The 25666-nt window shown below is 54.8% G+C and carries 18 protein-coding genes; 13 read left to right on the top strand and 5 right to left on the bottom strand.

The features are described 5' to 3' along the window. Positions 1-117 precede the first annotated feature (117 nt). On the top strand, positions 118-549 hold the full coding sequence (locus ACT3TF_RS02325; RefSeq protein WP_444625284.1) for a GNAT family N-acetyltransferase: 432 nt from the start codon (positions 118-120) through the stop codon (positions 547-549). A 106-nt stretch (positions 550-655) separates the two neighbouring features. Further along, positions 656-2023 (top strand): carboxylesterase family protein, encoded by a 1368-nt coding sequence (locus ACT3TF_RS02330; RefSeq protein WP_444625285.1) that lies wholly within the window; start codon positions 656-658, stop codon positions 2021-2023. Positions 2024-2047: 24 nt separating this feature from the next. Here ACT3TF_RS02330 and ACT3TF_RS02335 read toward each other — a convergent pair whose 3' ends face one another. Further along, positions 2048-3046, bottom strand: a complete 999-nt coding sequence (locus tag ACT3TF_RS02335; RefSeq protein WP_444625286.1) for an AraC family transcriptional regulator — start codon at positions 3044-3046, stop codon at positions 2048-2050. Positions 3047-3107: 61 nt separating this feature from the next. Between ACT3TF_RS02335 and ACT3TF_RS02340 the strand changes: the two genes are divergently transcribed. From ACT3TF_RS02340 to ACT3TF_RS02350, 3 genes are all read left to right on the top strand, one after another. After that, positions 3108-4358 (top strand): MFS transporter, encoded by a 1251-nt coding sequence (locus ACT3TF_RS02340; protein WP_444671492.1) that lies wholly within the window; start codon positions 3108-3110, stop codon positions 4356-4358. Between the two features lie 302 nt (positions 4359-4660). Further along, a complete protein-coding gene (locus ACT3TF_RS02345) occupies positions 4661-4996 on the top strand; it encodes a zinc ribbon domain-containing protein YjdM (RefSeq protein WP_096278877.1) in 336 nt (111 codons plus the stop codon). A gap of 61 nt (positions 4997-5057) precedes the next feature. Continuing rightward, positions 5058-6071, top strand: coding sequence for a zinc-dependent alcohol dehydrogenase family protein (locus tag ACT3TF_RS02350; protein ID WP_444671493.1), 1014 nt, complete (start codon positions 5058-5060; stop codon positions 6069-6071). Positions 6072-6229: 158 nt separating this feature from the next. Here the strand turns inward: ACT3TF_RS02350 and ACT3TF_RS02355 are convergent, their stop codons facing one another. After that, the gene (locus ACT3TF_RS02355) at positions 6230-7120 is read right to left on the bottom strand and encodes a LysR substrate-binding domain-containing protein (protein WP_444671494.1); all 891 of its coding nucleotides are present in this window, start codon (positions 7118-7120) and stop codon (positions 6230-6232) included. A gap of 162 nt (positions 7121-7282) precedes the next feature. Here ACT3TF_RS02355 and ACT3TF_RS02360 point away from each other — a divergent pair, with 162 nt between their 5' ends. From ACT3TF_RS02360 to ACT3TF_RS02395, 8 genes are all read left to right on the top strand, one after another. Then, positions 7283-8533, top strand: a complete 1251-nt coding sequence (locus ACT3TF_RS02360) for a YbfB/YjiJ family MFS transporter (RefSeq protein ID WP_444671495.1) — start codon at positions 7283-7285, stop codon at positions 8531-8533. Continuing rightward, on the top strand, positions 8533-9135 hold the full coding sequence (locus ACT3TF_RS02365) for a glutathione S-transferase N-terminal domain-containing protein (protein ID WP_444671496.1): 603 nt from the start codon (positions 8533-8535) through the stop codon (positions 9133-9135). Before ACT3TF_RS02360 ends, ACT3TF_RS02365 begins: the two co-directional genes overlap by 1 nt. A gap of 232 nt (positions 9136-9367) precedes the next feature. Next, a complete protein-coding gene (locus ACT3TF_RS02370; protein ID WP_444671570.1) occupies positions 9368-9736 on the top strand; it encodes a nitrilase-related carbon-nitrogen hydrolase in 369 nt (122 codons plus the stop codon). A gap of 477 nt (positions 9737-10213) precedes the next feature. Then, on the top strand, positions 10214-10534 hold the full coding sequence (locus tag ACT3TF_RS02375; RefSeq protein ID WP_444671497.1) for a DUF427 domain-containing protein: 321 nt from the start codon (positions 10214-10216) through the stop codon (positions 10532-10534). Between the two features lie 202 nt (positions 10535-10736). Continuing rightward, complete coding sequence (locus ACT3TF_RS02380; RefSeq protein ID WP_444671498.1) at positions 10737-11051, top strand: DUF6966 domain-containing protein; 315 nt, start codon at positions 10737-10739, stop codon at positions 11049-11051. Between the two features lie 115 nt (positions 11052-11166). Further along, on the top strand, positions 11167-11454 hold the full coding sequence (locus ACT3TF_RS02385; protein WP_444671499.1) for a DUF3892 domain-containing protein: 288 nt from the start codon (positions 11167-11169) through the stop codon (positions 11452-11454). Positions 11455-11598: 144 nt separating this feature from the next. After that, positions 11599-14184: an AAA family ATPase gene (locus tag ACT3TF_RS02390; RefSeq protein WP_444671500.1), complete on the top strand. Its 2586-nt coding sequence runs from the start codon at positions 11599-11601 to the stop codon at positions 14182-14184. Between the two features lie 445 nt (positions 14185-14629). Next, positions 14630-15676 (top strand): DUF4917 family protein, encoded by a 1047-nt coding sequence (locus ACT3TF_RS02395; protein ID WP_444671501.1) that lies wholly within the window; start codon positions 14630-14632, stop codon positions 15674-15676. A 186-nt stretch (positions 15677-15862) separates the two neighbouring features. Here the strand turns inward: ACT3TF_RS02395 and recD are convergent, their stop codons facing one another. The 3 genes from recD to recC are packed head-to-tail and all read right to left on the bottom strand — an operon-like array spanning position 15863 to position 25562. Further along, complete coding sequence (gene recD / locus ACT3TF_RS02400; protein WP_444671502.1) at positions 15863-18136, bottom strand: exodeoxyribonuclease V subunit alpha; 2274 nt, start codon at positions 18134-18136, stop codon at positions 15863-15865. Then, positions 18133-21930, bottom strand: coding sequence for an exodeoxyribonuclease V subunit beta (recB, locus tag ACT3TF_RS02405; protein ID WP_444671503.1), 3798 nt, complete (start codon positions 21928-21930; stop codon positions 18133-18135). Before recB ends, recD begins: the two co-directional genes overlap by 4 nt. Next, positions 21927-25562: an exodeoxyribonuclease V subunit gamma gene (recC, locus tag ACT3TF_RS02410; RefSeq protein WP_444671504.1), complete on the bottom strand. Its 3636-nt coding sequence runs from the start codon at positions 25560-25562 to the stop codon at positions 21927-21929. Before recC ends, recB begins: the two co-directional genes overlap by 4 nt. Between the last annotated feature and the right edge of the window lie 104 nt (positions 25563-25666).

The following is a 25666-nucleotide window of genomic DNA, read 5'->3' on the forward strand; positions in this document are numbered from 1 at the left end:
GAGCGTGTCGTTTACGCTGTTATTCAGTTTTCATTAATACATAATTCGCAGGCTATCCTGTCACTCATCAACAGCTAACCGCTGAGCACGTTTTGACGCCCGATTAAGAGAGCTAGCATGCACTACCGCACCATGACCATTGAAGACTACGATGCTGCCGTAACCTTATGGCGCAACACTGAAGGCGTGCGCTTGCGCGATGCGGATTCCCGTGAGGGCATCGATAAATACCTGCGGCGTAACCCCGGCCTGAGTCTTGTGGCTGAGCAGGGGGGCGATGTGGTGGGTACTATCATGGCGGGCCACGATGGCCACCGCGGCTTTATTCAGCACCTGGCAGTGGCGGCAGGCTGCCGTCAGCAGGGCATTGGGTCTGAACTAGTTAACCGCTGCCTGGATGCGTTACGAGCCGAGGGCATCCAGAAGTCGCACCTGATGCTATTGGTGGGGAACGACGCTGGTAAACGCTTTTGGAAGAACCTGGGCTGGGAGTTTAGAACCGATATTGAACTCTACTCGTTTATCCTCAGCGGCGGCCCCAATGCTTAACACTCGTGCAGGCTGCGCATCAGTCAATTTATGCACAGCCAGATTGGGCATCGTCAGCCCGTACAACAGTGCTACGCTTATTTAATAAAGAATTCCAAGGAGCGGTATGCGCCACGCTGAGCTAAACGATCACGGCACGTCAAACGACCACGATGTGCCACGCTTTACCACTCCCGCCGGTGAGATCATCGGTTGGCGGGACCGCGGCGTTATCCGTGCCACGGGCATTCGCTATGCCCGTACCCAGCGCTTTTGCGCCCCAAAAGATGAGCTGCCATCAACCGCGCCCATCCAGGCCACCGAGTGGTCGCCTTGCTCGCCGCAAAACATCATTCCCGAACTAAACGCTGTGCTGGGGATTAGCGCCCAAGAGTTCTCCGCCTGCGAAGGCGCGCTACATTTGTCGGTTACTTTGCCGGAAAGCCCCTCGGCTACGCCGCGCCCCGTGATGGTCTGGATACACGGTGGTTCTTACGTGTTTGGTGCCGGGGATCTAGCGGTGTTTGACGTACGCCCGCTTGCACTTGAGCAGGACGTGATTGTGGTATCTGTAACCTACCGGCTTGGCCTGTTAGGTTTTCTGGGCGGCTACGCTAACCGGCCCGCGAACCTGGGCTTGCTCGATATGATCTCAGCCCTACGCTGGATAAACACCAACATCGCGGCCATGGGCGGTGACCCCGCCAATATCACCCTGTTCGGACAGTCCGCCGGGGGCGACGCAGCGGCGCATCTGATGATTGCCGAAGGCACCAAGGGATTGTTCCAGCGCGCCATTATTCAAAGCGCGCCGCTGGGCATTAGCCGTGGCCGGGCAAACATGTACGCCAAGATGAGCCAACAGGCGGCCACGGTAAACGACGATGTACCGCTTGATGAGATTTTGCGCCTACAGACGCAAATAATGGAATCCGTCCGTGGTTTTGGCCTGAAAGCGGCCATGCCGTTTGGTACCCAGTACGGCCACTACCCGCTGCCTACTGAAGCCGAGGCCGGTGCGGCCTGGCGTCGCGCGGCCGCAAAGATTGACCTGTTTATGGGCTACACCGCGGAAGAGAACGCGCTGTTTGTGGTGATATCGCCCAGCCTAATGCGGCTTCGCAACACGCCCTTGGTGGGGGAGGCGCTCAGCAAGGCGATGGTGGCCGTCACCACACGCAAGGTCTACATACGCGATGCGCACACGTTTGCCCGCCGCCATGTGCAGGCGGGTGGGCGCGCTTACCTGTATCGGCTGGATTGGTGCAAGGGCCGCTACCCGTTTGGCGCCGCCCACACGATCGACCTGCCGCTGCTACTGGGCGAGCCATCCAGCTGGCAACATGCCGATTTGGTAAAAGGCGTGGACGAGGCCACCCTGCTTGAACACGGCCAGCGCATGCGTGCGCTATGGGCCGCCTTCGCCCGTAACGGCGAACTTCCGGCTACCGGCCACATTGAACCGCAGGTGCTTGAGTGGTGGGAGGTGACCTAGGCTCTGTCTGAAAAGTGCCTGCGTTCAAGAACGCATTTGCCGACTGGCACCCGGCGGCTGGCCGGTGACGCGCTTAAAAGCACGACTGAATGCCGCTTGAGAGGTATAGCCGAGTCGCTGGGCGACAACATCGATGGGCACTCTTTCGTGGGTTAACCATTGACTGGCAAGACGCATCCGCAGCTCCGTGGCATAGCGCAGGGGCGGCATGCCGATGGTGGTTTGAAAGCGTTGTGCGAAGACGGAGCGAGAGACATGAGATTCCGCCGCCAACTCTGCAACAGTCCATTCACGGCCAGGCTGGCGGTGCAGCGCCAGTATGGCGCGCGCAAGACGCGGATCACGCAATGCGGCAACCAGACCAGAGGCGTTTTCACAGCCGGACTCAATCCACCCGCGCACGATCATCGCGGCCGCCACCTCCGCGAGCCGCGCCAGAATGCCTGCAAAGCCGATTCGACCGGCGCAGATTTCGCGTTTCATTGAATCGAGAATAGGCAGTAAGCCGGGGTAGCGATCTGTCTGCGTGTCAGCCACCATGAAGGTTGGCATCAATTTACCCAGCCCCTGCATTCCGCCCAGATCGAACTCCATGCAACCGTAAAAGATAACGGCGCTGGGCGTAGAGTGCGTACTGGGGCAGGTATTGACCCCGCTAACGGCTTCGCCAAGGGGCGCGGCATCGAACTTATCGATGCTCTGAAATGACGCCTCCGCATCCGATAGAAGCTGATGTCTCCCACCTTGAGGTATAAACACAGCGCTTCCCGCGGGCAGCTCATGCAACTCACCATCACCCGTACGCAAGAAGGCTGTACCAACAGCCTGGAAGTGGAAGTAGGCGTATCCTGGCTTTGCTTCGAAGCCTAGGCCGAAAACGGGGCCTGTCTGAATGCGACGGTATTGAACGCCACGCAGGCGCATACCTGTCAGCAGTTCGCTGATCAGATCAGACGATAGGGCAAATTGGTCTTTCTCTGTCATGTTAGGCGTTTCGATCAAAAAGTTGAGGTTTATGATCATAGATCATCCAGGGTTTGAGCTCTAGACTTCCCGCTACCGTTTTTTTCAGGGATTTTTCGAGATGACCAATGAGGTTTGTGATGCCGGGCAAACGCCCAATGCTAGCAATGCGTCTGTTTTAGAGCCTGCAGCACCCGCGTGGATGGCCGTGTTTTCACTGGCAATGGGGGTATTCGGGTTACTGACGGCGGAGTACCTGCCCGCTAGCCTGTTGACGCCGATGGCCGCCGATCTTGGTATATCGGAGGGACTGGCGGGTCAGGCCGTGACGGTGACGGCAGTGGCGGCCTTGTTCGCCGGGCTGCTGGTACCCAGGTTAACGCGGAGATTTGATCGGCGCGTTGTCTTGCTGGCGTTTACCCTACTGATGATCGCTTCCAACCTGCTGGTGGCGTTGTCCTCCAGCCTGACCGTATTGCTGGCGATGCGCATTCTGCTGGGCGTCGCATTAGGCGGCTTTTGGAGCATGGCGGCAGCCGTGGCTATGCGGCTGGTGCCAGCAAATTTGGTGCCGCGAGCACTCTCTATAATATTCAGTGGCATCGCTATCGGGACGGTGGTTTCGGTGCCGTTGGGCAGCTACTTGGGTGGGCTATATGGCTGGCGCAGTGCATTTTTAGCCGCAGCGGCGGTTGGAGGGCTAACACTTGTCTTCCAGTGGTTCACGCTGCCCCGTATGGCACCACGCACCATGACGCACACGGCGTCGGTTCTGGAATTGCTTCGTCGCCCAGGGATAGGGGTCGGGATGATGGGCTGCGTACTCGCCCATACAGGCCAATTTGCATTGTTCACCTATATTCGCCCTGCGCTGGAAAGCGTCGCCGATATTGATGTTGACGGTCTGTCTCTGCTGCTCTTGGGTTTCGGTGTCGCCAACTTCATCGGTACGCTGCTGGCTGGCTGGATGATGGAGCGTAGCCTGCGTGCTACTTTGGTGCTCATGCCTGCGTTAGTCGGCTTGGCGGCCTTCGGTATGATCTGGCTACCCATCAATGGAACAGGGCTGATGCTGTTAGTGGCCCTGTGGGGCTTGGCCTTCGGCGGCGTGCCAGTTGCCTGGTCAAACTGGGTAGCCCGTGCCGTCCCTGATCAAGCGGAGACAGCAGGAGGCATGGTGGTCGCTGCGGTGCAATCTTCAATCGCTACCGGTGCCGCATTGGGGGGGATCGTGTTCGGTTTTAATGGGATCACAGGCGTTTTCATGACGGCAGGCGCGGTGATGCTACTCGCTGCACTCGTGATCTTTCTGCGCGTTCGCGTCGAGATGCCGCAGCATGGTGCGACCGCAGGCGCTGGAATAAATGTTTGAATGACTTTTTAGGCTAGGTTTGCTCCGGTTTGGGTCTAGGCATTACCGGCACGACTCGGAGCAATACATTAAATGTTGAAGTACGGCCAACGCCTGAACGCCCTATGGGCTGGCTTCGCCGCATGCGGCCGTGAGAGCGCTGGCCCTCGCTTTCTTAAGAGAAGATGCGAAGCCAGAATGTTCTCCCGTTCAGCTTCCTCAAAGGGCTGGCATTAGTTCCCTGACCCTGTCCCGGAGCATTCGCCAAGGTCACACAGGCTCGGTATCATAAGCAGCCAACCAAGCCACAGCAGCCTTTATTAATGTCATGCCCACCTTGCCCAAACTGCCAATCTCAATTTGTCTATCAAGATCAAAGCCTGTTCATCTGCCCAGAGTGTGCCCACGAATGGAACCCCTCTGAAGCTGAAGCGGAAGATGCCGTAACGGTAAAAGATGCCAACGGAACGCTGTTAGCGGAAGGCGATAAGGTAACGATGATCAAAGACCTCAAAGTTAAAGGCAGCTCGTTGGTACTCAAGGTAGGTACCAAAGCCGTTATCAAGCGGCTCAAAGAGGGCAAGGATCACCAGTTGGACTGCAAGGTCGATGGTGTGGGTGACATGATGGTGACCGCCCATTTTGTGAAAAAGGCCTGAACTGTTAGCCCAACGCGATAGTATCGTTCTTATACAGGCAAAAAAAAGGATTACCTACTCGATGAAAGCATTTCAAATTGGCGAACAACACAGCACCAACACCTTAAGTGCCACCACACGACCAGAACCTATCGCAGGCCCTGGAGAAGCCATCATTGCGCCACGATTAGTCAGCCTAATCAGCCGAGACATACAAATACTCACCGGCACCTACGGCCCATTACAAGACCCTCAGCGCGTACCTGGCACAGAAGGCGTGGGCGATGTGATTGCCGTTGGCGAAGGCGTAACAGAGGTCAGCGTTGGCGACCGCGTGGTGTGTGGTCACTTTGCTAACTGGCGCGAAGGCCCTTTCAGTGCCAATATTTTCTCCCACGACATTGGCATCACCCACGACGGCTGGCTAGCTGAAAAAATCCTGCTGCCTGCCGCGTCACTAATTCGCTTACCTGACAGCATCCCAGATCAAGACGCAGCGGTTCTCGCATCCGCAGGGCTAACTGCTTGGAACGCACTGGTAGAAACCTCCAACATAAACGCGGGCGACCTCGTCCTTTGCCTTGGTACAGGCGGCGTGTCTTTAGCGGCGCTAAAAGTGGCGAAAATGCACGGTGCGCGCGTAGCGATCACCTCATCAAGCGACGAGAAACTAAGCATTGCTCGTGAACTGGGTGCCGACATCACCATCAACTACAAACAATACCCAGATTGGCCTGCCGAGCTAATGAAGCAAACTAACAACCAAGGCGCCGACATCATCGTCGAAACCGGCGGGCAAGACACCCTAGGCCATTCCGTTGCCGCGGCGGCCGTTAATGGTCGAATCGTTATCATCGGCGTTACCCCAGGAAAGAACTCACCAATCCCCAACTACATCACCTTCATCACCAAAAACATCACCATCAAAGGCATCGCCAACGGCAGCCGCGCCATGTTCGTCAGCTACATCAACGCACTGGCAGCCAACGACAGCACCGCCCTCATCAGCAAAACCTTTGACTTTGACGACGCCCCAGAAGCCTACCGCTTCCAAGCTGCCGCCAAACACATCGGCAAAGTACTGATCAAATTCTAATATTGCGCTAACAAGCTTCAAAAACAAAAAAAATTGAGTTAGCTTTTTTATTTACGACATCAACCAGATCAAATTGACGTTCTCGCCGTCCTACACGCATCTATGAACCGACTGTAAAGCGAATAGGACAACGCCATAGCGTAGTGTCGGCACCCATCTCAAGACGCAGTCAGCTGAGGCTCATCTACTACCGCGTCACGCACCGTTTCAGCGAAGCTTGCCAGGGCGGGTGTCCAGGTCTCCGGGTCGGGGGCGACAAAAAAGGTATCGATATTGGCGATAGACGTGGGCAGTGCCAGCGTGTGAATTGCGAACCGGTGTTGGTGGGCTTCAACCGTCCCACGGGGCAGCACCGTGTAACCCATTCCCGCCGCGACACAGCCAAGCATCGCGTCCAATGACCCGAACTCAAATATCCGCCCCGCATTAACGCCATGGGAGGCCAGCAATAGCTCGATACGCTGGCGGTAGCTACACCCCTGACGAAATGCCATAAAGGCAGAGGTCAGCAGCGCTTGTGAAGAGGGCATCGTCGACATCGGCGTTGAGCCGACCAGCACAAGCTGCTCGCTGAACGCTTTGAGCAAGTGATAGCGACTATGCTCAAGCCGCCCGGCCACGAACACACAGTCCACCTGCCCGTTTAGCAACAACTCGACCAATTCTGCCGTTGGCCCGGTCTTTAGCTGGATATCAACGTCAGGCTGCGCTGCGTGGTACGCCGCCAGTATCGGCGGCAGGCGCAGGGCGGTCGTGGTCTCCATGGCGCCTATGCGCAATCGGCCACAGGCTTTTTCCGGGCCCTTAAACAGCGAAACCGCGTCATCGTGGGCCGTCAGTATGCGCTCGGCGTACTCCACCAGCGCCAAGCCCGCATTCGTAGGCCGCACTCGCCCCGCACGCTGAATAAGCTGTACGCCTAACTCCTCCTCAAGTTTTTTGATGTGGGCTGTCACGTTAGATTGCACCGTGTGCAGCTGATTAGCAGCCGCCACGAAGCTGCCTGTTTCGGCCACTGCCATAAACAGCCGCAGCGATTTAAGTTGCATGGCCTACCTCCCCGTCGATAATCGTCAAGCTATGACTATCTCAAAATAAGATAGCAGTGATCAATTATAATCGTTTTTAGAAAACGCGCCTGCGCGGGTAGTCTGTACCTACACAACCGAGCTGACGACTTTGCCCGAATGGCGGCACGCGAAGGACACGACATGATCAACAGAAAAGACTGGCCCGCCCTGATGATAGGGGTAATGGCAACCTTGGCGGGAATTGGCATTGCGCGTTTTGCCTACACACCTTTATTGCCGGCGATTATTCAGGAAGGCTGGTTCACCGCCAGCCAAGGCGCCTACCTCGGGGCCGCTAACCTGCTGGGTTACTTTATCGGCGCGCTCTGCGCCCACGCCCTGAGCGAGCGTTTTTCTTCCCGCTTAGTCATCGGCGCAAGCTTCGCAGCTATCGCGCTCAGCTTTATGCTCTGCGCTGGGGCGGGTAGTTTCTTCTGGTTCTTCTTATGGCGATTAGTCTCCGGTATTGCCGGGGCCATCTTGATGGTAGTTGGCCCTTCGCTGGCGCTGGCGGCGACACCGCCTGAGAGGCGAGCCAGTGTGGGGGCAATGGTGTTTACCGGCATTGGCTTGGGTGCACTGCTTTCGGCCTCCGTCGTACCCGTACTTCTTGAGTTAAGCCTAACGGCGACTTGGGCAACGCTGGGGCTACTGTGTATCGCAGCGGGCCTGGTAAGCGACGCTTTTTTACGACAAGGCGTGACGCCCTTAGCACCACCTTTGGCAGCAAGCCCAACGGCTAATAGCCAGAAGGGCTATGCGGGAATAAAACTAGTGGTGTTGCTGGTTATTGGCGCTTATGCCCTGGATGCGATTGGGTTTGTGCCCCATACCGTGTTTTGGGTGGATTATCTCGCCAGGGAAAACGCACTGGGTAATCACGCCGCTTCATTGCAGTGGGGAATCTTCGGGTTGGGCGCCTTGTGTGGGCCATTCATGGTAGGCGCGCTGGCGCAGCGATTGGGCTGGCAGAGTGGCTTGATGATCGCCTTTGCGGCGAAGGCCGCCGCCGTCTTGCTGCCAGTGTTCTCGCTCGCACTGCTCAGCCAGTCAGTTTCCTCGTTCATGGTGGGGGCGATGATCCCCGGTATTGTCGCCCTCACCTCGGGCCGCCTTGCAGAGTTGGTAGGGCCAACCGCTCACAAGAAACTCTGGGGGCAAGCCACCGCCGCTTTTGCCGCCGCCCAGGCAGTGGCAGGCTATGCCATGTCGGCGCTTTATGGCACCTGGGGCAGCTATACGCCACTGTTCGCCATCAGCGGCCTCATCCTCGTTGTTGGCTTTTTGCTGGTGCTGCTTAGCCGCGGTGTACAGCAGCGCCAAGCGCAACTTACTGCCCAACAACCTACACAGCACTCTTCAAGGCACTTTACACACCACGGGAAGCAATAATGGAACTCTACCTGAACGCAACCTCGCCTTATGCGCGCCTGGTGCGCATCGTTTTAATGGAAAAAGGCTTGGCGGACGCCGTGACGCTGAAGTGGTGCGATCCCTGGGCAGACGATGCCGATCTGTTAAAAGCCAACTCCGCCGGGCGCATTCCCGCACTGGTAACGGAGGAGGGCACCACGTTAAGCGAGTCCATGCTGATTGCTGTTTACCTGGATGGCGTCAGCCCCAACAAGCCGATGATTCCCCAAGCCAGTTCGGGTGAGGTACTTCACCTGGCGGGGCTGGGCCAAAACCTGATGGATGCCGCGTTTACCACCGTGATTGCCAGAAAGCATTATGGAAATGAGATTGACGAGAGCGAGTTGGGCCAACGGCGTTCGCGGGCCATTCAGCGGTTGTTGAATCAGTTGAACGGTGAGCTTAGAGAAAAACAGCAGGCCTCACCCATCAATTTGGGCGACATTGCCATTGCGGTGGCGCTGGAGTACTTGGCTTTCAGGCTGCCAGAGGTGAACTGGAAAGAAGAGTATTCGCAGCTTCTGGCATGGCATTCTGGTGTGACTGCACGTGATAGTTTTCAGGAGACTGCATTCGTTTAGCAGAGCCTATGCCAATACCATGACTGCCAGTATAACCTCGCTACTGCGGGGTTTTATCTTCTGGTCAAACATTACCCAGCCACTTTTTTTTGGCCGAGAAGCGTTACTTACGTTCTTGTATGGCAAAAGCCCTATAAAGGCACAGTGGGCGGTGGCTTTAGCCCGCGACCTTTTACAGCACCTAGCCAGCTAAGCGATAAAAAATGGCCATCACCACAGCAGCCCCATCGCCATTGCCCTCGCCCAACTGCCTGTAATCAAAGCAGCGGTAGACGAAAACCTACACACGCATCTGAACTACATAGAATGCGCCGCCGCGCTAGGGGCCAACGTGGTGGCTTTTCCCGAACTCTCGCTGACCGGCTACGAGCTGGCGCTACTCAACAAACTGGCAATGCCCCGCAACGATAAAACCTTTGCTGCGCTCACTGCCGCTGCCGTGGCCACTAGCACGGTGGTGATTGCAGGCTGCCCGCTGCATAACCCAAACGGTAAACCCTACATTGCAGCGTTGATCTGCTTCCCAAATGGCGAACACAGCTTCTACTTAAAACAGCATCTTCATGAAGGGGAAGATGTTTATTGTGCACCCGGCCATTAAAGCGGCCTGATCAACGTAAACGGCACCCGCATTGCCCTGGCCGTTTGCGCCGACTTCACCAACCCCAACCATTCAGCCACTGCCGCCGCTCAACAAGCGGACGTTTACCTAGCCAGCGCGCTGATCTCCCCAGGCGGCTACGCCAACGATGCCGAGCTGCTCGCCGCCATCGCTAAGCGCCACCAACTGCCGGTACTGCTCGCCAATCACGTTTCCACCACGGGCGGCTGGAAATTCTGCGGTAACAGCGGCGGCTGGATCGTAGCAGGGGAGCTAAACGTGAAAGCTAATGGCACGCAGTCTAGTTTAGTGTTGTGTCACGTTAACCAAGGTGCCATAAGCAGCATGGAAGCGATGACTGACCCAAGTCACGAAGTGTCCACTATCGACTAAAAACTAAGTATTCAAAGTAGGCTTAATCTAAGTGAACTGCTACGCTCGAAGTATTAGAGCGAAAAACGCCGCAGGGACAATACGATGCAGAATGCCCGCATAACGCTTCAACCAAGCAAGCAGCGCATGCAAGTGCAGGTTGATGGCATTCTGCTAGCCGACGCCACCAATACCCTTGAGCTTCGCGAACACGGCTACCCGCCACGCCATTACTTTCCACGCGAAGACGTGCGGATGGACTTACTCACCGCTTCGGAAACGACCTCTCATTGTCCGTTTAAAGGGTATGCGGTGTATTTTTCGCTGGATGAAAGTCGGGATATTGCTTGGATTTATGAGGAGCCGATTGAGGGGATGGAGTCTCTAGCGGGTAGGGTGGCTTTTTATGAAGAAATTCGCGAATGACTCTTTTCGGCCCTGAGCGGCCATGCTGGGAAATGCAGCAGGCGCGCGAATTTTGGATATACGGCCTAATGAAAATTAATGTCAAGAAGGGTCATTGGCTTAGGAGAATCTGGCAGGCTGCATTTGCCGGGGAAAAGTGCCAGCACGTTCATTCAATCATAGAACGCGCCGTCTAATACGCTGTTAGCTGAGAAAGGAAGCCATGTACGAGAAGACGCGGAAAGACTTGCTGGCGATGATAGAGCTGCTTGAAAACGATGACAGTAGATGGTCGCAGTTCTTCCAGAAAGCCTTGGCCGCATTCGATCAAGGCGAATATCTGCGCTGCAGTGAAATTATTTTGTCCGGCAGCGAAGGTATGGGCAGTCTCAATGATTTGGTATTGGGTCAAACCACAGATCGGGGCGGAAAATTTCAATGGAAACCGGGATATGAGGAAATGAACAACTCATACCAAGAATTGCTGTCGTCGCTCTATGCCTTTGCCCAAGGCATACGCCGAGCAGCTAACAAATAGTTCCAGTTCGTTCCGGGCCGAAGGCCCTCCACCGGACAGCCTTGTCGCCGCTTCGCTCTGCCAAGGCTGCCGCTGAACAAAAGCGTTAAGCCTTACAACCCTCAAGGAGGAAGAAATGGCTGCTAATCATCAAGTTAAGTGTATCAATAAGACTAACCGGCAAAGTGCTCACGAGCGGATCAGCAGCATCGGCGGTGTAAACGGCGATGGTACTCGATGGAAACTCAGCCTCGACCGAGCCATTGAAGGCATTGAGGCTGGAAAGTGGAAATTTTACGTCAGCGTTCGTGGCGAGTCAGTCTGGGTAGTTGTTGCGAAAAGCGCAAGCGGCAGAAAATACCTGAAAACTCAAAATGATGGGGAGCAGCCAAACAATCTCCTCAGCTTGCCTGAGTGCCCATAGGCTTAACAAGGCGCTTAAGTTTGTTCCGGCCTTTGGCCTCCACCAGACGGCCCGCCGCTAAGCTTGGCGTTAAATGCCCTATCAGGTAAATCGCACCTGAAAGTATATAGATCGTTATTTTACTGAATTAAGGACTTATTATAAATGACACCAGTGGAAAACATTGCTGATTGGATCAAGGATAAACCGCTATGGTGGCGACATTCAGTGAAATTGTCATTAAGTGAGGGCGCGTTATCTCCTATACATTTTGATGAAATCTATAAAGTATCTTTAGTAGAGCATGATATTATTTCTGATGAGGAAATATCAAAGCTGTTGAGCCTGCCACTAGATACCTCAGGCTTCAATGAAGAAGCTGGCAAGGTAACATTGAAGCAGATTGACACCGTCGTAAATGTCGGAGCTTTGTCTGAAGATCAGTTGTTATCTTTTCCAAAAAGTGGAATGACTATAATTTACGGTGATAATGGTGCGGGAAAATCATCTTACTCAAGAATAATTAAACATGCTTGTTTATCTAGAGGTGGTACACCTAAAATTCTAGGAAATGTATTTGAAAAATCCGATAAGCCCACTTCAGCAAACATTTCAATCAATGTTAATGAAGATGCTCATGAACATAATTGGAATTTAAGTTTTAAGAGTAATGAGAACTTAAAATCAATAAGGGTTTTTGATAGTGATGCAGCTGCACATTTTGTAACGAACGAAGATGAATTAGGTTATAAACCCAGTGGATTGCATCTTTTAGAAGATTTAGCTGAAGCTGTTGATTATGTTAATCGGCAAGTGGCCGAAGAAACAATGGCTGGGAATGGCTTTGTTGGCTTGCCTATTTTTTCAGATACAAAAACAGGTTTGTTTATTAACCAATTATCTGCTTCTACGGGAATCGAAGAACTAGACTTCTACGCAATTGATGATAATCATATTTTAAAAATTGAAGAACTGAAGAAAGAAATAGATTTATATAAGGCGAAGTCACCAAAACAAATAAAGACGGAGTTATCAGGTTCAATTAGACAGTTAACACCTCTTTATCAATACCTTATTGGATCTAAATCGGTAGTTGATGATGGTAAATTCGATAGCTTAAAGGAAAAAGAGCGCGACTTTATAAAGAAAAAGCAGTTGGCAGATGAAGTAAAGGATAGGACATTCTCTGGATTACCTATTTCTGGGGTTGGTGATGAAAAGTGGAAAGTTATGTGGGGCTCGGCAGAAATATTTATAAAGTCCTTACCTTCAACCACCTTATTCCCCCCTAAAGAAAAGGATAATTGCCCGCTATGCTTGCAAGAAATTGGGGATGTTTCATCTAAGAGAATGGCCACTTTTATCGATTTTTTGGCAGATAATACAGTAACGATTTCTTCAAAAAGTAAAGCGATATTAGATAGCGCAAAGAAAGATATTAAGGACTATAGGTTTGATTTAACGCCATATGAAAGTGCTATAGCTTTAGCTGATGAAAACATTGTTGATTTCAGAGTTGATATAGAAAGCTTTTTAAGTGAATTGAAGTTAAGGAAGTCGAGCTTTACTACAGACACCTTGCCTGAAAATACTGATGCTCTTGATTTAGTCCCTTTGGAAAGGCTGAAAGAATTAATAGGTAATATCAGTGCTAAGCTAGAATCGATTCCAGAAGATGAAAGTTCAGGCTCAATGATAGAAAAAAAAGAACAAGAATATAAGGAATTAGTAGATAAGGAGTTGTTTAGAGATAACTTTGAAAATATTAAATATAACTTGCTTCGTCATAAGCTAGTTGCTAAATATAATCTTTTGAAAGAACAATGTAAATCAAGACCAATTACAGACAAAAATTCAGAAATATGCAAAGAAGAAGTAATTACCCCTTTGGTTGATGCTTTTAACAAGGAGCTAAAAAAAATTGGTTTTAGCCGATTCAATGTATCACCAAAAACCAGAGGAAGGTCTGGCGCTCAATTGTTAAAGCTAGCGATATTAGATGGTAATGAGCCCTTAGTTTCAAAGGTTGCAAGTGAAGGAGAGCAAAGGTGTATCAGTATTGCTTGCTTTCTTGCTGAAATGTTAGCCGATAAAAGAAAATCAGCTGTAGTATTTGATGATCCAGTTAATTCTCTTAGTCATCAATGGAGCCATAAGGTGGCAAAGAGGCTTGTTGAAGAATCCCTTGAAAGACAAGTGATAGTCTTAACACATGATATAGTTTTCTATAAGCTTTTACTTGAGGAAATAGAAAATACGGGCGCTACAGAATTAAATGAGATTTGCCTTGAAAGAAGTAGGAAACGAGCTGGCCTAGTTCGAAAAAACCCACCATGGGATGCATTAACAACCAGTAAAAGAATTAAGCAGCTTAATGTGCAGCTTCGAGATCTTCGAAATATTGATACGGATGGTACCGAACGAGAATTTAGAGAAGCCGCGTATAACTTTTATGGTTATTTACGAGAAGCTTGGGAAAGGCTAGTTGAAGAGAAGTTGTTAAATCAAGTTGTTACTAGATTTGGTCGAGCAGTTCAAACCAATAGGTTAAGGAAAATAATCGATGATATTACTCAATCGGATTTCGATAGAATAGAGAAAGGTATGAGTCGCTGTAGTACGTATTTTAGAGGTCATGATAGTGCTCCAGCAATTGGCGACCCATTTCCAACGATTGAAGAAGTTCAAGAGGATTTGGATAGCCTCGCCACTTTCAATGATGAATTGCAAAATCAACGGAAGCGAAGCTAGAGGTGGAGCATTTAACTTGTTGCTGTATGCGGAAAATTCACTCGCTTCGCTCCTGATTTTTTGGTGAGCAAAGCATTATATTTTTTAGGAAAATTTATGGATATATCAACAATTACGAGCGCGCTTAAGCTACCAAAGAAAGCATACTTTTCGGGTGGCATTATTTCAGGGATCCTACTGTTTTCTAAGGACGACTTCCTCAAGCAGCTTTCATTACTTTACTTTAAGGAAAGCTACACTCTTTAGATTGGAATTGCATGCTTACTATAGATAGGAATGTCAATTATTGCAGCCTTCGAATTCCTTATGGAAAAGTACAAAGCATACAGCCATAAAAAGAAGAGGCTGCTAATAAAAAACAGACTGAGCTAGAAAACGAACAACGTAAAGCTGCAATGATTTCTGAAACTTAGCGTTATGTTTACAATCGAGAAAGGAGTTTTCAGTGAAGTTGGATACGTTCGATGACGTAGTTAAGTCGATAAAAAATAACTCAGATAGGGAGTTTCATCTTCTTCTAGGCAATGGTTTTAGCATGGCATATGACCAGAAGATATTCTCATATAATGCCCTCCATGACTTTATCGAAAAGCTCAAAGATAAAGACCTTTTGAAGGTTCTATCTGTTATCGAAACAAAGAATTTTGAGTTAATTATGCAGCAACTAGATAATCTATTGTCTTTGATTGATGCGTTCGAAGGTGGAGGTTTTTTGAGGCAGAATATTGAATCTGCATACGAAAAACTGAAGAACAGCTTGTTGGATGCTGTGCAATCACTTCATCCCGAGCATGTTTTTAAGGTTCCTGACAAAGAAAGTAAAGCTTGCGCACAGTTTATCAATATCTTCTTAGGTAGTGGAGGCAGTGTTTTTTCAACTAATTATGATTTGCTCCTCTATTGGATTTTAATGCGTAATAAATCCGTCAGGCACATAGATGGATTTGGAAGGGAAGCTCTTAATTATGAGCCAGGAATCGATCCGGATGACATAGAATGGTCCGATTTAAAATGGGGCCCAAATAAAAAAGATCAAAATATATACTATGTTCATGGAGCATTGCCATTCTTTGATGCGGGCTCACAAATTGTCAAAGAAGAATATGATCATGATTCGTATTTACTCGAGAAGATTAGTGCGCGGATGGATGATGGGGAGTATCCAATATTTGTTACTGCGGGTAATGGTGAGCAAAAACTAGCTCATATAATGCACAATCATTACTTGTCATATTGCTATGACTCGCTGTCAGAAATCACAGGAACTCTAGTTGTATTTGGATTTAATTTTGGAAAATATGATCATCATATTATTGAAGCGATTAACCGAGCAGCGAAAAGCGGTAGGAAAGAATTTCCTAAGCTCTTGAGTATCTATATAGGTGTATATTCAGATGAAGATTTAAAGCACATTGAACAAATCGAGTCTAAGTTCAAAACAAAGGTTAAAGTCTTTGATGTCAAAACTGCAAATGTATGGGGTAGAACATAACAAGTCAATGCATCGGAGCCTCAAAGCTACGTTTTGCAATTTATGCATTCGCTACCGCTCCACTAGCATAAATTACAACTACGCTTCGTGTCCCGGTGATTGAGGCGTTGAAGCGCTATATCAGTGTCGCCTAAAAGACCGCTTCTGGCTGAAAACCGACACCACCACCGGTAATGTCTGTTTTGACTACAACATCCCAACCCCACTAACCCTCATAACCTCCCTAGTCACTGCATCATTCAATATCCCGCGTTTGGCTTCGATCAGCGTAAGCCAGTCGCGGGCGCGGGTGATGCCAGTGTAGACCAGCTCGCGGGTGAGGATGGGGTTGGGCATTTGCGGTAGCAGCAGGGCGGTGTGCTGAAACTCAGAGCCTTGGGATTTGTGTACTGTCATCGCGAATACGGTTTCTACCGCGTGCAGGCGTGAAGGCAGCACCCAGTGGATGGGGTTTTCTGCGTCGCTGGTCGGAAAGGCTACGCGTAAAAGAGACCTTCCGGGCGTGCGGGGATCTGGCACTGCCATTGTGATGCCGATATCGCCGTTCATCAGTTTTAGGCCGTAGTCGTTTTGGGTGACCAGTACCGGGCGGCCTTCGAACCAGCCTTTTTCTAGCGTGTGGTCGTTGCCGAACAGCAGCTTTTCGCTGCGTAATGTTTTGGCGATGCGCAGGTTTAAGCCTTCTACTCCCCATGGGCCTTTGCGTAGTGCGCATAGCAGCTGAAAGCGGCTGTAGGCGGTTAGCACTTGTTTTGCCCAGGCATCGTAAACGTCGCCGTTCTCTTCAAATTTTAGGGCCGTATCAGGCCGCTCACTCGCTAAGGTATTCAGGTAATAACGGTAGCCAGTGGGCGGTGCAATTGGCTCGCCCTTGAAATTGGTACGGCCTTCGCCTGCGCTGGGAAAACGTTCCGGGCTGCCGGTGATCACCAGGCGCTCCAGGGCGCTGTCTTCGTTTTGCGCGTCAGGCTTCAATACTAAATGGTGCAGGTCGGCGTAGCCGTTATTCAGTACACCATGCACCGCTTGATGTTTATCCCGTTCCTGCAATGCCTCACTTAGCGGTTGATTAATCGCCTGGGCGAGCTGGCCGATGCCGCTTGTTTCAGTAAAGCGGTGGCTTACCCGCAGCATGGTAATGGCTTGATCCAGCGGCTGGCCGTCCGGGTCGATTAATTCACCCGGCAGCGGGTGGCCGGTGAGTTCGGCTAGCCACTGCGCCGTGGCGGGTGTGTAGTGGGCAGCGTCGGCGCGGCGGCACAGGTCGCCCAGTACGGCGCCTGCTTCTACCGATGCCAGCTGGTCTTTATCCCCCAGCAGCACCAGCTTGGCTCTGGCGGGCAGGGCGCTGAGCAGCGCCGTCATCATTTCGATATCCACCATCGAGGCTTCATCCACCACCAGCACATCCAGCGCCAGCGGGTTGGCGGCGTTGTGGCGGAAGTGGCGGGTGTCGGCGCGTGCGCCAAGTAGCCTGTGGATTGTGGTCACTTCCGTCGGAATGTCTATTGCGTTCGATGAGAAGGTGGCTGACTGCTCAGCTAATAGAGATTCCAACCCGCTAAGGGGTAGGTCTTTCACCTGCCCGGCGATGGATTCATTTAGCCGTGCGGCGGCTTTGCCGGTGGGGGCTGCTAGGCGGATGCGCAGCGGATGGGCGTTGGGTTCTGCCAGTTGCAGCGTTTGCAGCAGGGCTAGCAGGCGCACCACGGTGGTGGTTTTGCCAGTGCCGGGGCCGCCGGTGATGATGGCGAACGGGCTACGGGCGGCGAGGGCACAGGCGTTTTTTTGCCAATCCAGGCTGTCGCTGGCGGGAAATAGCGTATTCAGCGCGCTTTTCAGTAACGGGCTATCCGGTTCGTTGCTCGTGCTAACGCGGTTGGCAATTTCCTGATGCAGGGTTTGCTCGAACTGCCAGTAGCGGCGCAGGTAGAGTTTGCTGGTGTTGCCGCTGTGGCTCACCACCAGCGGCGTATTGCCGGGGCCGTCGCTGATCAGCGTGGGGTGACTAAGTGCGGCCTGCCATTCGGGCAGCGTTAGCGTGGCCAGCACATGGCTGGGCAGCGGCGGCGGGTCGTTTAGGTCGTCGCCTTCTGGCGGTAGCGAAAGGGCAAAATCCGGGGCTTCCAGGGTGGCGGCTAAATCCAGGCACACGTGGCCGCGGCCAAGCTGGTGGCTTGCTAGCGCCGCCCCTAGCAGCAATAACGGCGGGGCGTTCTGGCTTTCGCGCTCAAAAAAGCGTACCAGCGCCAGGTCTAAATCCCGCAACCAGCCACGGGAAACCCAGCGCTCACACAGCTGTAGCAGCGCGGCGGTATCGCTTAGCGCGGGATGTGGCAACTCGGCACTGGTGACTGATTCTTTCGATGCTGCTGCCGGTGCCGTTGAGTCAGCCGGAACGGGCGGTGCGTCATCGGCAAACAGGTCGAAATTCATAGAGTCCGTCTCGCGCTTACTCATACGACCGCCTCCTGATGGGTGGCTGCGGTATCTGCCGCTGTGCCTGCAAATAAGTGGTCCAGCGCTTCAATCATCGCGACCGGGGCGGGCACGGCGTGTACCCCGCGGGCGGCGGTACGGCTGCCGCGCAGAAACACTGTCATTGACCCGCCCAAATGTTGGTGCGGGTCGTAGTTGGGCAGGCGCGCTTTGAGCAGGCGGTGCAGCGCGAGCAGGTAGAGTGCCGCTTGCAGGTCGTAGCGCTTTTCGAGCATGGCGTTGCGCAGGGCATCAAAGGTGTAGGCGCTGTCGTCGCTGCCCAGGTAGTTGGACTTCCAGTCGAGCACATAGAAGCGACCTTCATGCTCAAACGTGAGATCGATGAAGCCTTTCAGCATGCCGTTGAGCGTGTCGGCATCCAGCGCGGGGCGTGATACTCCGGGCAGTAAATGATTGCTTACCAGTTCATCCAATTTGCGCGTTCCCACCTGATGGGCGGCAAACCAGAACTCCAGCTCTACCTGATAGCTGCCTAGTTCGCTTAGTGCTACTTGGCCGCCTTCGCCGGGCTCTGGCTGGGATTGTAAGAGCGGCTGTGGCAGGGGAAGAGGCGTAGCGAGCAGCTCTTCAAACCAACCCGCCAGGGTGTCGTGCCATGCCTGCCAGCCGCGTAGCTGCACGCGGCGGCGCAGCATGTCTTCCCGTGCGGCGGGGTCTGCCAAGGCGTGTTGAAAGCCTAGCTGACCCGCCCACTCTAAAAGCCCGTGCAGAAAGGTGCCGGGGCCGGGGCCGCGGGGAAAGCGGTGTAAGTGAAACGCTTCGGTGTTGATGGCATTGTCGTGGGGCTCGTCCAGCACTTCCAGGGTGGTGGCTTCCTGGGGCGTGGTGGGTTCTGGCGTGGGCGTTGGCAGCGGGGTGGTGCTAGATCCAGAGACGGCCCCAGAAGTACGCAGCGCCGAGTAGCTGGCGATCCACCACTGTTCACGGGCGGGGCGCAGCGGCGTGCGGGCGTGGCCTAGTGCCTGTTGCTCCGGCGCTGGAGTGAAGCGCAGCGCGGTGGGTTCCGGGGCGGCGCTTAGCTTGATTTCGCTGCCTGCCACCAGTTCGCCTAGCGCTTGAGTAAACGCGCTGGGGGCGATGCCCTTGCCGCCGTTGATGAGATGGCCGATGGCGCTGTTCTCACTGCCTTTAAGCGGCGCCAGCCCCAGCCAGGTTGCGTGGCGGGCGCGGGTGAGCGCGACGTAGAGCTTGCGCAGGTCTTCGCCGAGGCGTTCGCGGTCGGCGGTGGCCAGGGTTGCTTCATCGGCGCTTAGGCTGAGTTGCAGCTTGCCTTCGCTGTCGTGCCAGCGCAGCGGCAGGTCGCTGTCGCTGACCGGGCGGTGATTAGAAATGAACGGCAGAAACACCAGCGGGTACTCAAGCCCCTTGGATTTGTGAATGGTCACGACCTTGACCAGATCGGCGTCGCTCTCCAGGCGCAGCTTGTGGCTGTCGCCGTGGCTATCCGGGTCGGCAATCGCCTCAGCGAGAAAGCGAATCAGCGCGTGTTCGCCATCCAGCTCTTGGCTGGCGTGCTGCAGCATTTCGCCCAGGTGGAGCAGGTCGGTTAGCAAACGCTCACCCTCGGCAAACTCGCTCAACAGCCGTGCAGCGATATCAAAATCCACCATCAAGCGGCGTACCAGCGGCAGCACGCCCTGGCGCTGCCACAGGCGGTGGTAGCCGCTGAACTGCTCAACCTTTACTTCCCAGGCCAGTTCGCTCTGGTTGAGATGGTCGAGTGCTTCAAGGCTTAGCCCGATCACTGGCGTTGCCAGGGCGGCGCGCAGTTTGGCCTCCGCTTGGCGGGAGTTGGCCTGGGGCTCGGCGCAGGCGCGTAGCCAAATGGCTAGCTGCGGGGCGATGGGGGAGCTAAACACCTTGTCGTGATCGGAAAGGTAAACACTCTTGATGCCCCGGCTGGCCATGGCCAAACGAATCGCCCGCGCTTCCTGCAGGCCGTTGACCAGCACGGCCATGTCCGAGGGGGTCAGCGGAGTGAGTGATTGCTCTCCGCTTCTCACACTGCTATCGCCCGTCGCACTGTTGTCGATCGCTTTCGCAAAGCCCGCCTGCTGTTGGCGGCCTGCTTCCAGTAGCGCGGCCATGTGCGAGGCGCAGCGCTCGGCCATCTCGGTTTGATAGGCGGTTTTGGAGAGCGGCTCGTCGCTTTCAAGGGGCCACAGGGTCATCGCGGGTAGCGGCTGGCCGTTGAGCACCAGCGTGTCCTTGGTGCCTTTGGCGTTGACGGGGTTAAACGGCAGCGGGTTGTTGCCACCATCAGCGCGGAATAAAAAGGCCCCGGCGTGATGTTGATCAGCGTAACTAAAGCAGTGATTGACCGCAGCGACCATGGCCAGGCTGGAGCGGAAGTTGGTGCCTAGCGTTACATGGCGGCCATCGGTGTCGTGGCGGGCCTGCAGGTAGGTGAAAATATCCGCGCCGCGAAAGGCGTAGATGGCCTGCTTGGGGTCGCCAATCAGCAGAATGGCGCTGTCACGGCGGGGCGTTGCGACGTCATATACGGCGTTGAAGATGCGGTACTGAATTGGGTCGGTGTCCTGGAACTCGTCGATCAGCGCCACGGGGAACTGGCGCTTGATCTGTGCGGCTAACGCTTCTTTGTTGGGGCCTTGCAGGGCGCGGTCTAAATGGGTAAGCAGGTCGTTGGGGCCCATCTCGGCGCGGCGTTCCTGTTCGCGCTCCAGGCGGGCGCGGCACCACTGCACGGCGTGAATCAGCAGGTCGTTGCGCGGCTCGGGCAGGGCGTCTAACGCTGCCGGTAGTTGTGCCAGTGCGTCCCACACCTGGGGGCAAGGCGGTGCGCCGTCTTTCCAGATATCGGCCATGCCCTCGGGTGTCATGCGTTTCCAGGCGGCGTCGGTAAGCGCAGGGCGGTCCAGGTCGCTTTCGCTCCACTCGCGCAGTGCGCCTAGCCAGTTGGTGCGGCTTTTGGCATTGAAGCTTTGGCCTTTGAAGGCTTTGCTTTTGGCGGCGTCTTCCAGAGCGGGCACCAGTTCATCCAGCCAGGCAGGCCAGGGGGCTTTGAGTTCGTTGAGCTGGGCGGCGCGTTCGGCCTGGGTGGCGGCCAGGGTCTTGCTGGGTTCGGGCTTTTCGTCGCCCAGTGCTTCGCTTTCTGGCAGCAGCCGTTGCAGCGGGGCGTGAAGGTCGTCCGGTGATTTCCAGTAGCGGGTGACAATGCCCAGTGCGTCGCTGTCCAGCGGGTAGTAGAAGCTGCGCCAGTAGTCGCGCACCACTTCTTGTTCCAGCTCGCGCTGGTCGTTCTCTAAATTGAGCGAGAATAGGCTGCCGCTATCAAAGGCATGCTCGCGCAGCATGCGGTAGCACCAGCTGTGGATGGTGGAAACCGCGGCTTCGTCCATCCATTCGGCGGCCAGCGCCAGGCGCCGCGAACAGGCGGGCCAGGTGGCGGGGGCGTATTGGTCACGGAGTTCTAGCAGAAGCTCATCGCTTGCCTGCCCATCATCGCGAAACACTTCAGCAGCTTCTACCAGCCGGTTGCGGATACGTTCGCGTAGCTCTTGGGTGGCAGCGTTGGTGAAGGTGACTACCAGGATTTCCGGCGGGGTGAGCGGGCGGATAAAGGCGGTGTCGTCGTCAACGCTGTGGCCGCCGAGCACCAGCCGCACGTAAAGCAGCGCGATGGTGAACGTTTTGCCGGTGCCTGCGCTGGCTTCTATCAGCCGGCTGCCGTGAAGCGGGAGCGTAAGCGGGTTAAGCGGTGTAACGCTGTTGGTTGACGGCAGTTGGCTCATGCGGCACCTCCTTTAATGGATCGATGCAGTGGCGCATAAAGCATCTCAGTCAGTGTCGCGAAGCCGTGGCCGCTATTGTTCTCGTTAAACAGTCTTTCGAAGCTTGGCCATTGGTGGGCGAGGTAGGCGCTTTGGGCAACTTCGCCGGCCTGAAAACGCCCGCCTTCATAGGCCGTTTCAGCGGCGGCGTAGGCATCGCTTGCGGGGTCAGATTCTGGCGTGCCCTGTTTGGCTAGCCAGGCAAACGCGGCCTGCGGGGCGAGCGGTAGCGGAGCCTGCATGCCATCGCGCCAGGCGTTGAGCATGTTGTGTAGTTGGTAGCGGGCATTCTCGGCCTCTAAAGGCTCCAGCCGCACATGGCCGGCTTTGGAGAGCAGCTGCGTGGTCATCGGGCGCTCGGCATTACCCGCTAGGTGGGCGACCCAGGGCCGTAGCAGGTGCTGCCAGCGGTACTGAGCCCGCCCGCGCCCTTGGCTGACCAGGCTGCTGCTGAGCAGTAATAGGCGGCAGCGGTTGCCTTCGCTATCTTCTCGTAACTCGCCTAGCCAGTCTTCCAGCGTTACCTTGCCTTCAACGCTTTCAATAACTTGTTCTTCAACTGCTTGTTCTTCAACTGCTTGTTCTTCAACAACATGCACGGCCTGGGGTGCCGTCACTATGTGGGGCCACTCTTGTAGGGCTTCTTCGTAGGCGCTAAACAGTGCCTCCATAGGCTCCGCCAGCGCTTCGCGCATGCGCTCCCCAAACGCACCCACCGCCAGTACGCCTTGGCCTTTGAAGCGTTCAAGCGCCGCGTGCAGTGCTTCGATACGCGGCAGGCCGTTGTCGACTGCATGGCGCTGGGCGGCGATCAGCTGATCCTGCAACTGCCAGTTCTGTAGCCCGTCTAGGGTGAAGGGTTCCACATCGAGCTGGGCGAGTTCTTCCTGTTCGAAGTAAACACCTAGACGGGTATTGAAAAAAGCTTTCGCCGGTTCACGTAGAAAGCTGCCTAGTTGGGCTAGATTTATGGAAGCCGGTTGTTCGCTATCGGCCTCAAGCCGTGATGGTTTTACGCTTGATTCGACCTTCCGTGGAGCGTGTAACGCGTGCCACTCATGGGCGTATGTGAAGAGCCGTGCCTGAGCGGGTGAGTCGTTGGTTTGCGCGGAGAAATAGCGACGGCTGAACGGCTGAAGCGGGTGCTCGGTGGTTAAGGCATCGAGCAGCGGTTCACCGCTTTGCGTGTGCCAGCCTGCTGCAAGGTGGTCGCGCAGTTGGCCGACCAGCACCGAGGGTGGCATCGGGTTGTTATCGATCAGGCTGCGGCCTACCCAGCTAATGTAGAGCTGCTGGCGGGCAGAGAGCAGCGCTTCCAAAAACAGGTAGCGATCGTCTTCCCGGCGTGAGCGGTCGCCGGGGCGGTAGTCGCTGCCCATCAGGTCAAAATCCAGCGGTGGCTGCGAACGCGGGTATTCGCCGTCGTTCATGCCCAGTAAGCAGACGTGCTTGAACGGTATCGCGCGCATCGGCATTAGCGTTGCGAAGTTGACCGCCCCGGCTAAAAAGCGCTGAGACAGGCTATGTTCGTCGATTTGCCCCAGCCAGTGTTCGCGCACCATGGAAAGCGGCAGGGGGTCAAAAAGCTGGGCCTCGTCGGTACTGTCTAACAGCTGCTGCAGCGCGGTTTCCAGCTTGGTGAGCATCACGCTCTCTTGAGCGTCGTCGGTCACAAAGTAAGTTTCCAACAGCTCGCGCAGCCGCGCCACCCAGGTGGCGGTGTCGGTGGGTTGGCAGAACGTTTCCCAGGTGTTTTCCAGGCGCTCTAGCAGCGTGGCCAGCGGGCCCGCTAGCGACGCTTCTAGCCCGCCAATGTCGTCAAACGGCTCAATGCCTTGCCAGGCGTCGGCGTCACCAATGGCGTAGCCCAGCAGCAGGCGGCGCAGGCCAAATGCCCAGGTGTTCTGGGTCAGCCCTTCAGGTAAATCCAGCCGAGTGCGCTGCTCGGCATTGAGCCCCCAGCGAATGCCCGCGCCTTCAATCCAGCGGCTCAGCGTAGGCAGGTCGTGCTCATCGATACCAAAGCGGGTGCGCAGCGCGGGGACTTCTAAAAGATCTAAAAGATCGCTTACCGAGAGGCGCAGCTCGGGCAGGCGCAGCAGTTTTTCCAGCGCGATCATCAATGGCAGCCGATGGCGGCTGGCCTGATCCGACAGCGTGTAGGGAATGTAGCGCGGGTCGTCACTTTGTAGCTGGCCAAACACGGCTGCAATGTGCGGCGCGTAGCGGTCGATGTCTGGCACCATCACGATGATGTCGCGTGGGCGAAGGTCGGGATCGGCGCTGAACGCGGCAAGCAGCTGGTCGTGAAGAATCTCTACTTCACGCTGGGGGCCGTGGGCGATATGAAACACGATGGAGTCGTCGCCGGCAGCGTCTAGCGCGGGCCAGTGAGTTTGGGTTTCGGCGACGGGGCGCAGCTCGCGGATGTCGTCCTGCAGTTGGCTGAGCAGGCAGTTGCGTTCTTCGCCGCTAAACGGCTCAAACATGTCGATTCGTAGCGCCTGCTGCTCGAACAGCGTTTGGTAGTTGCCTGAATCGTCGTGCTCATCAAGCAGGCGTAAGTAGTCGCGGCCCTGTTTGCCCCAGGCGGCCAGCAGCGGTTGGGCGTGAAGATGCAGGGCATCAATGCCATCACCGGTACCCAGTACATCCAGCGCGTCGGGCATGCCCGCCTTACGCTGCTGGCGATAGCGGCTGGCGCGCAGCAGGTCTTTGTGCTCGATGATATCCGCCCAGTAGTACTGGCAGGGGTTGTGCACGCAGAGCACAATTTGGCAGCAGCGTGACAGTGCCGCCAACGCTTCCAAGGTCTGTTGCGGCAGCGATGAAATGCCAAAAATGATCAGCCGCCGGGGTAGGCCGGGCGGGCATGGCTGGCCTTCTAGCTGCTCAGCGGCGATTAAAAACCGGCTATGCACCTGGGCGCGGCTGCTGTTAAGGCCCGCAGCGCCTTGTGTGTTGGCCACATCGTCGCGTAGCGCTCGCCATAGTGCCGGCTGCCACTGCTGATGCGCTTCCAGCGGGCGCGCCTCACCGCGGGCGGTAATCAATACATCGTTGCCCTTCGCCCAGGCGTCCAGCCAATCTGCGCGATAGACCTGATACTGATCAAATAGATCGGCCAGCCGCTCGGCCAGCTGGTAGTGCTTGCGCTGGTCGCGATCGACCTCTAAAAAACGTGCCAGCGGCGCAAAGGTTTCTTGCTCGGCAAGGCTGGGTAGCAGGCGCAGTAAGCGCCAAATCAAGCGCGACTTATCAAACGGCGATGTTTCGGGAACGGCCTGTTCGTCTTCGGTTAGATGCGTCAGCACCGTGCGGTAGGCTTGCCATAAAAAACGCGCGGGCAGGGTGACATTAAGCGCGGCGGCAATACCTGCGCCACCTTGCGCGGGGTCTTCAGCGAGCGCCAGTTTTAGCCATTGCCCGATACCGTTGCTCTGTACCAAGATGGTTTCATTTTCCAACGGCGCTAACGGGTGCCTGCGCATCCACTCCACCGCCAAGCCACGCAGGTCTTCAAGACGATTGGCATGCACCACCATAAAGCCTGGCGCTAACGGCGTTTGTGAGAGCAGAGGGTTTACAGGCATGCACGATAGTCCTTAATGAATGATTCCTTGACGGCAGTGGCGATGGGCATAGCGCTATGGTGCCATATGTTAATCATCTTGCGGGATACGAAATATATCGCCAA

The sequence above is a fragment of the Halomonas sp. AOP25-F1-15 genome (assembly GCF_052378675.1).
Lineage (GTDB): Bacteria > Pseudomonadota > Gammaproteobacteria > Pseudomonadales > Halomonadaceae > Vreelandella > Vreelandella casei.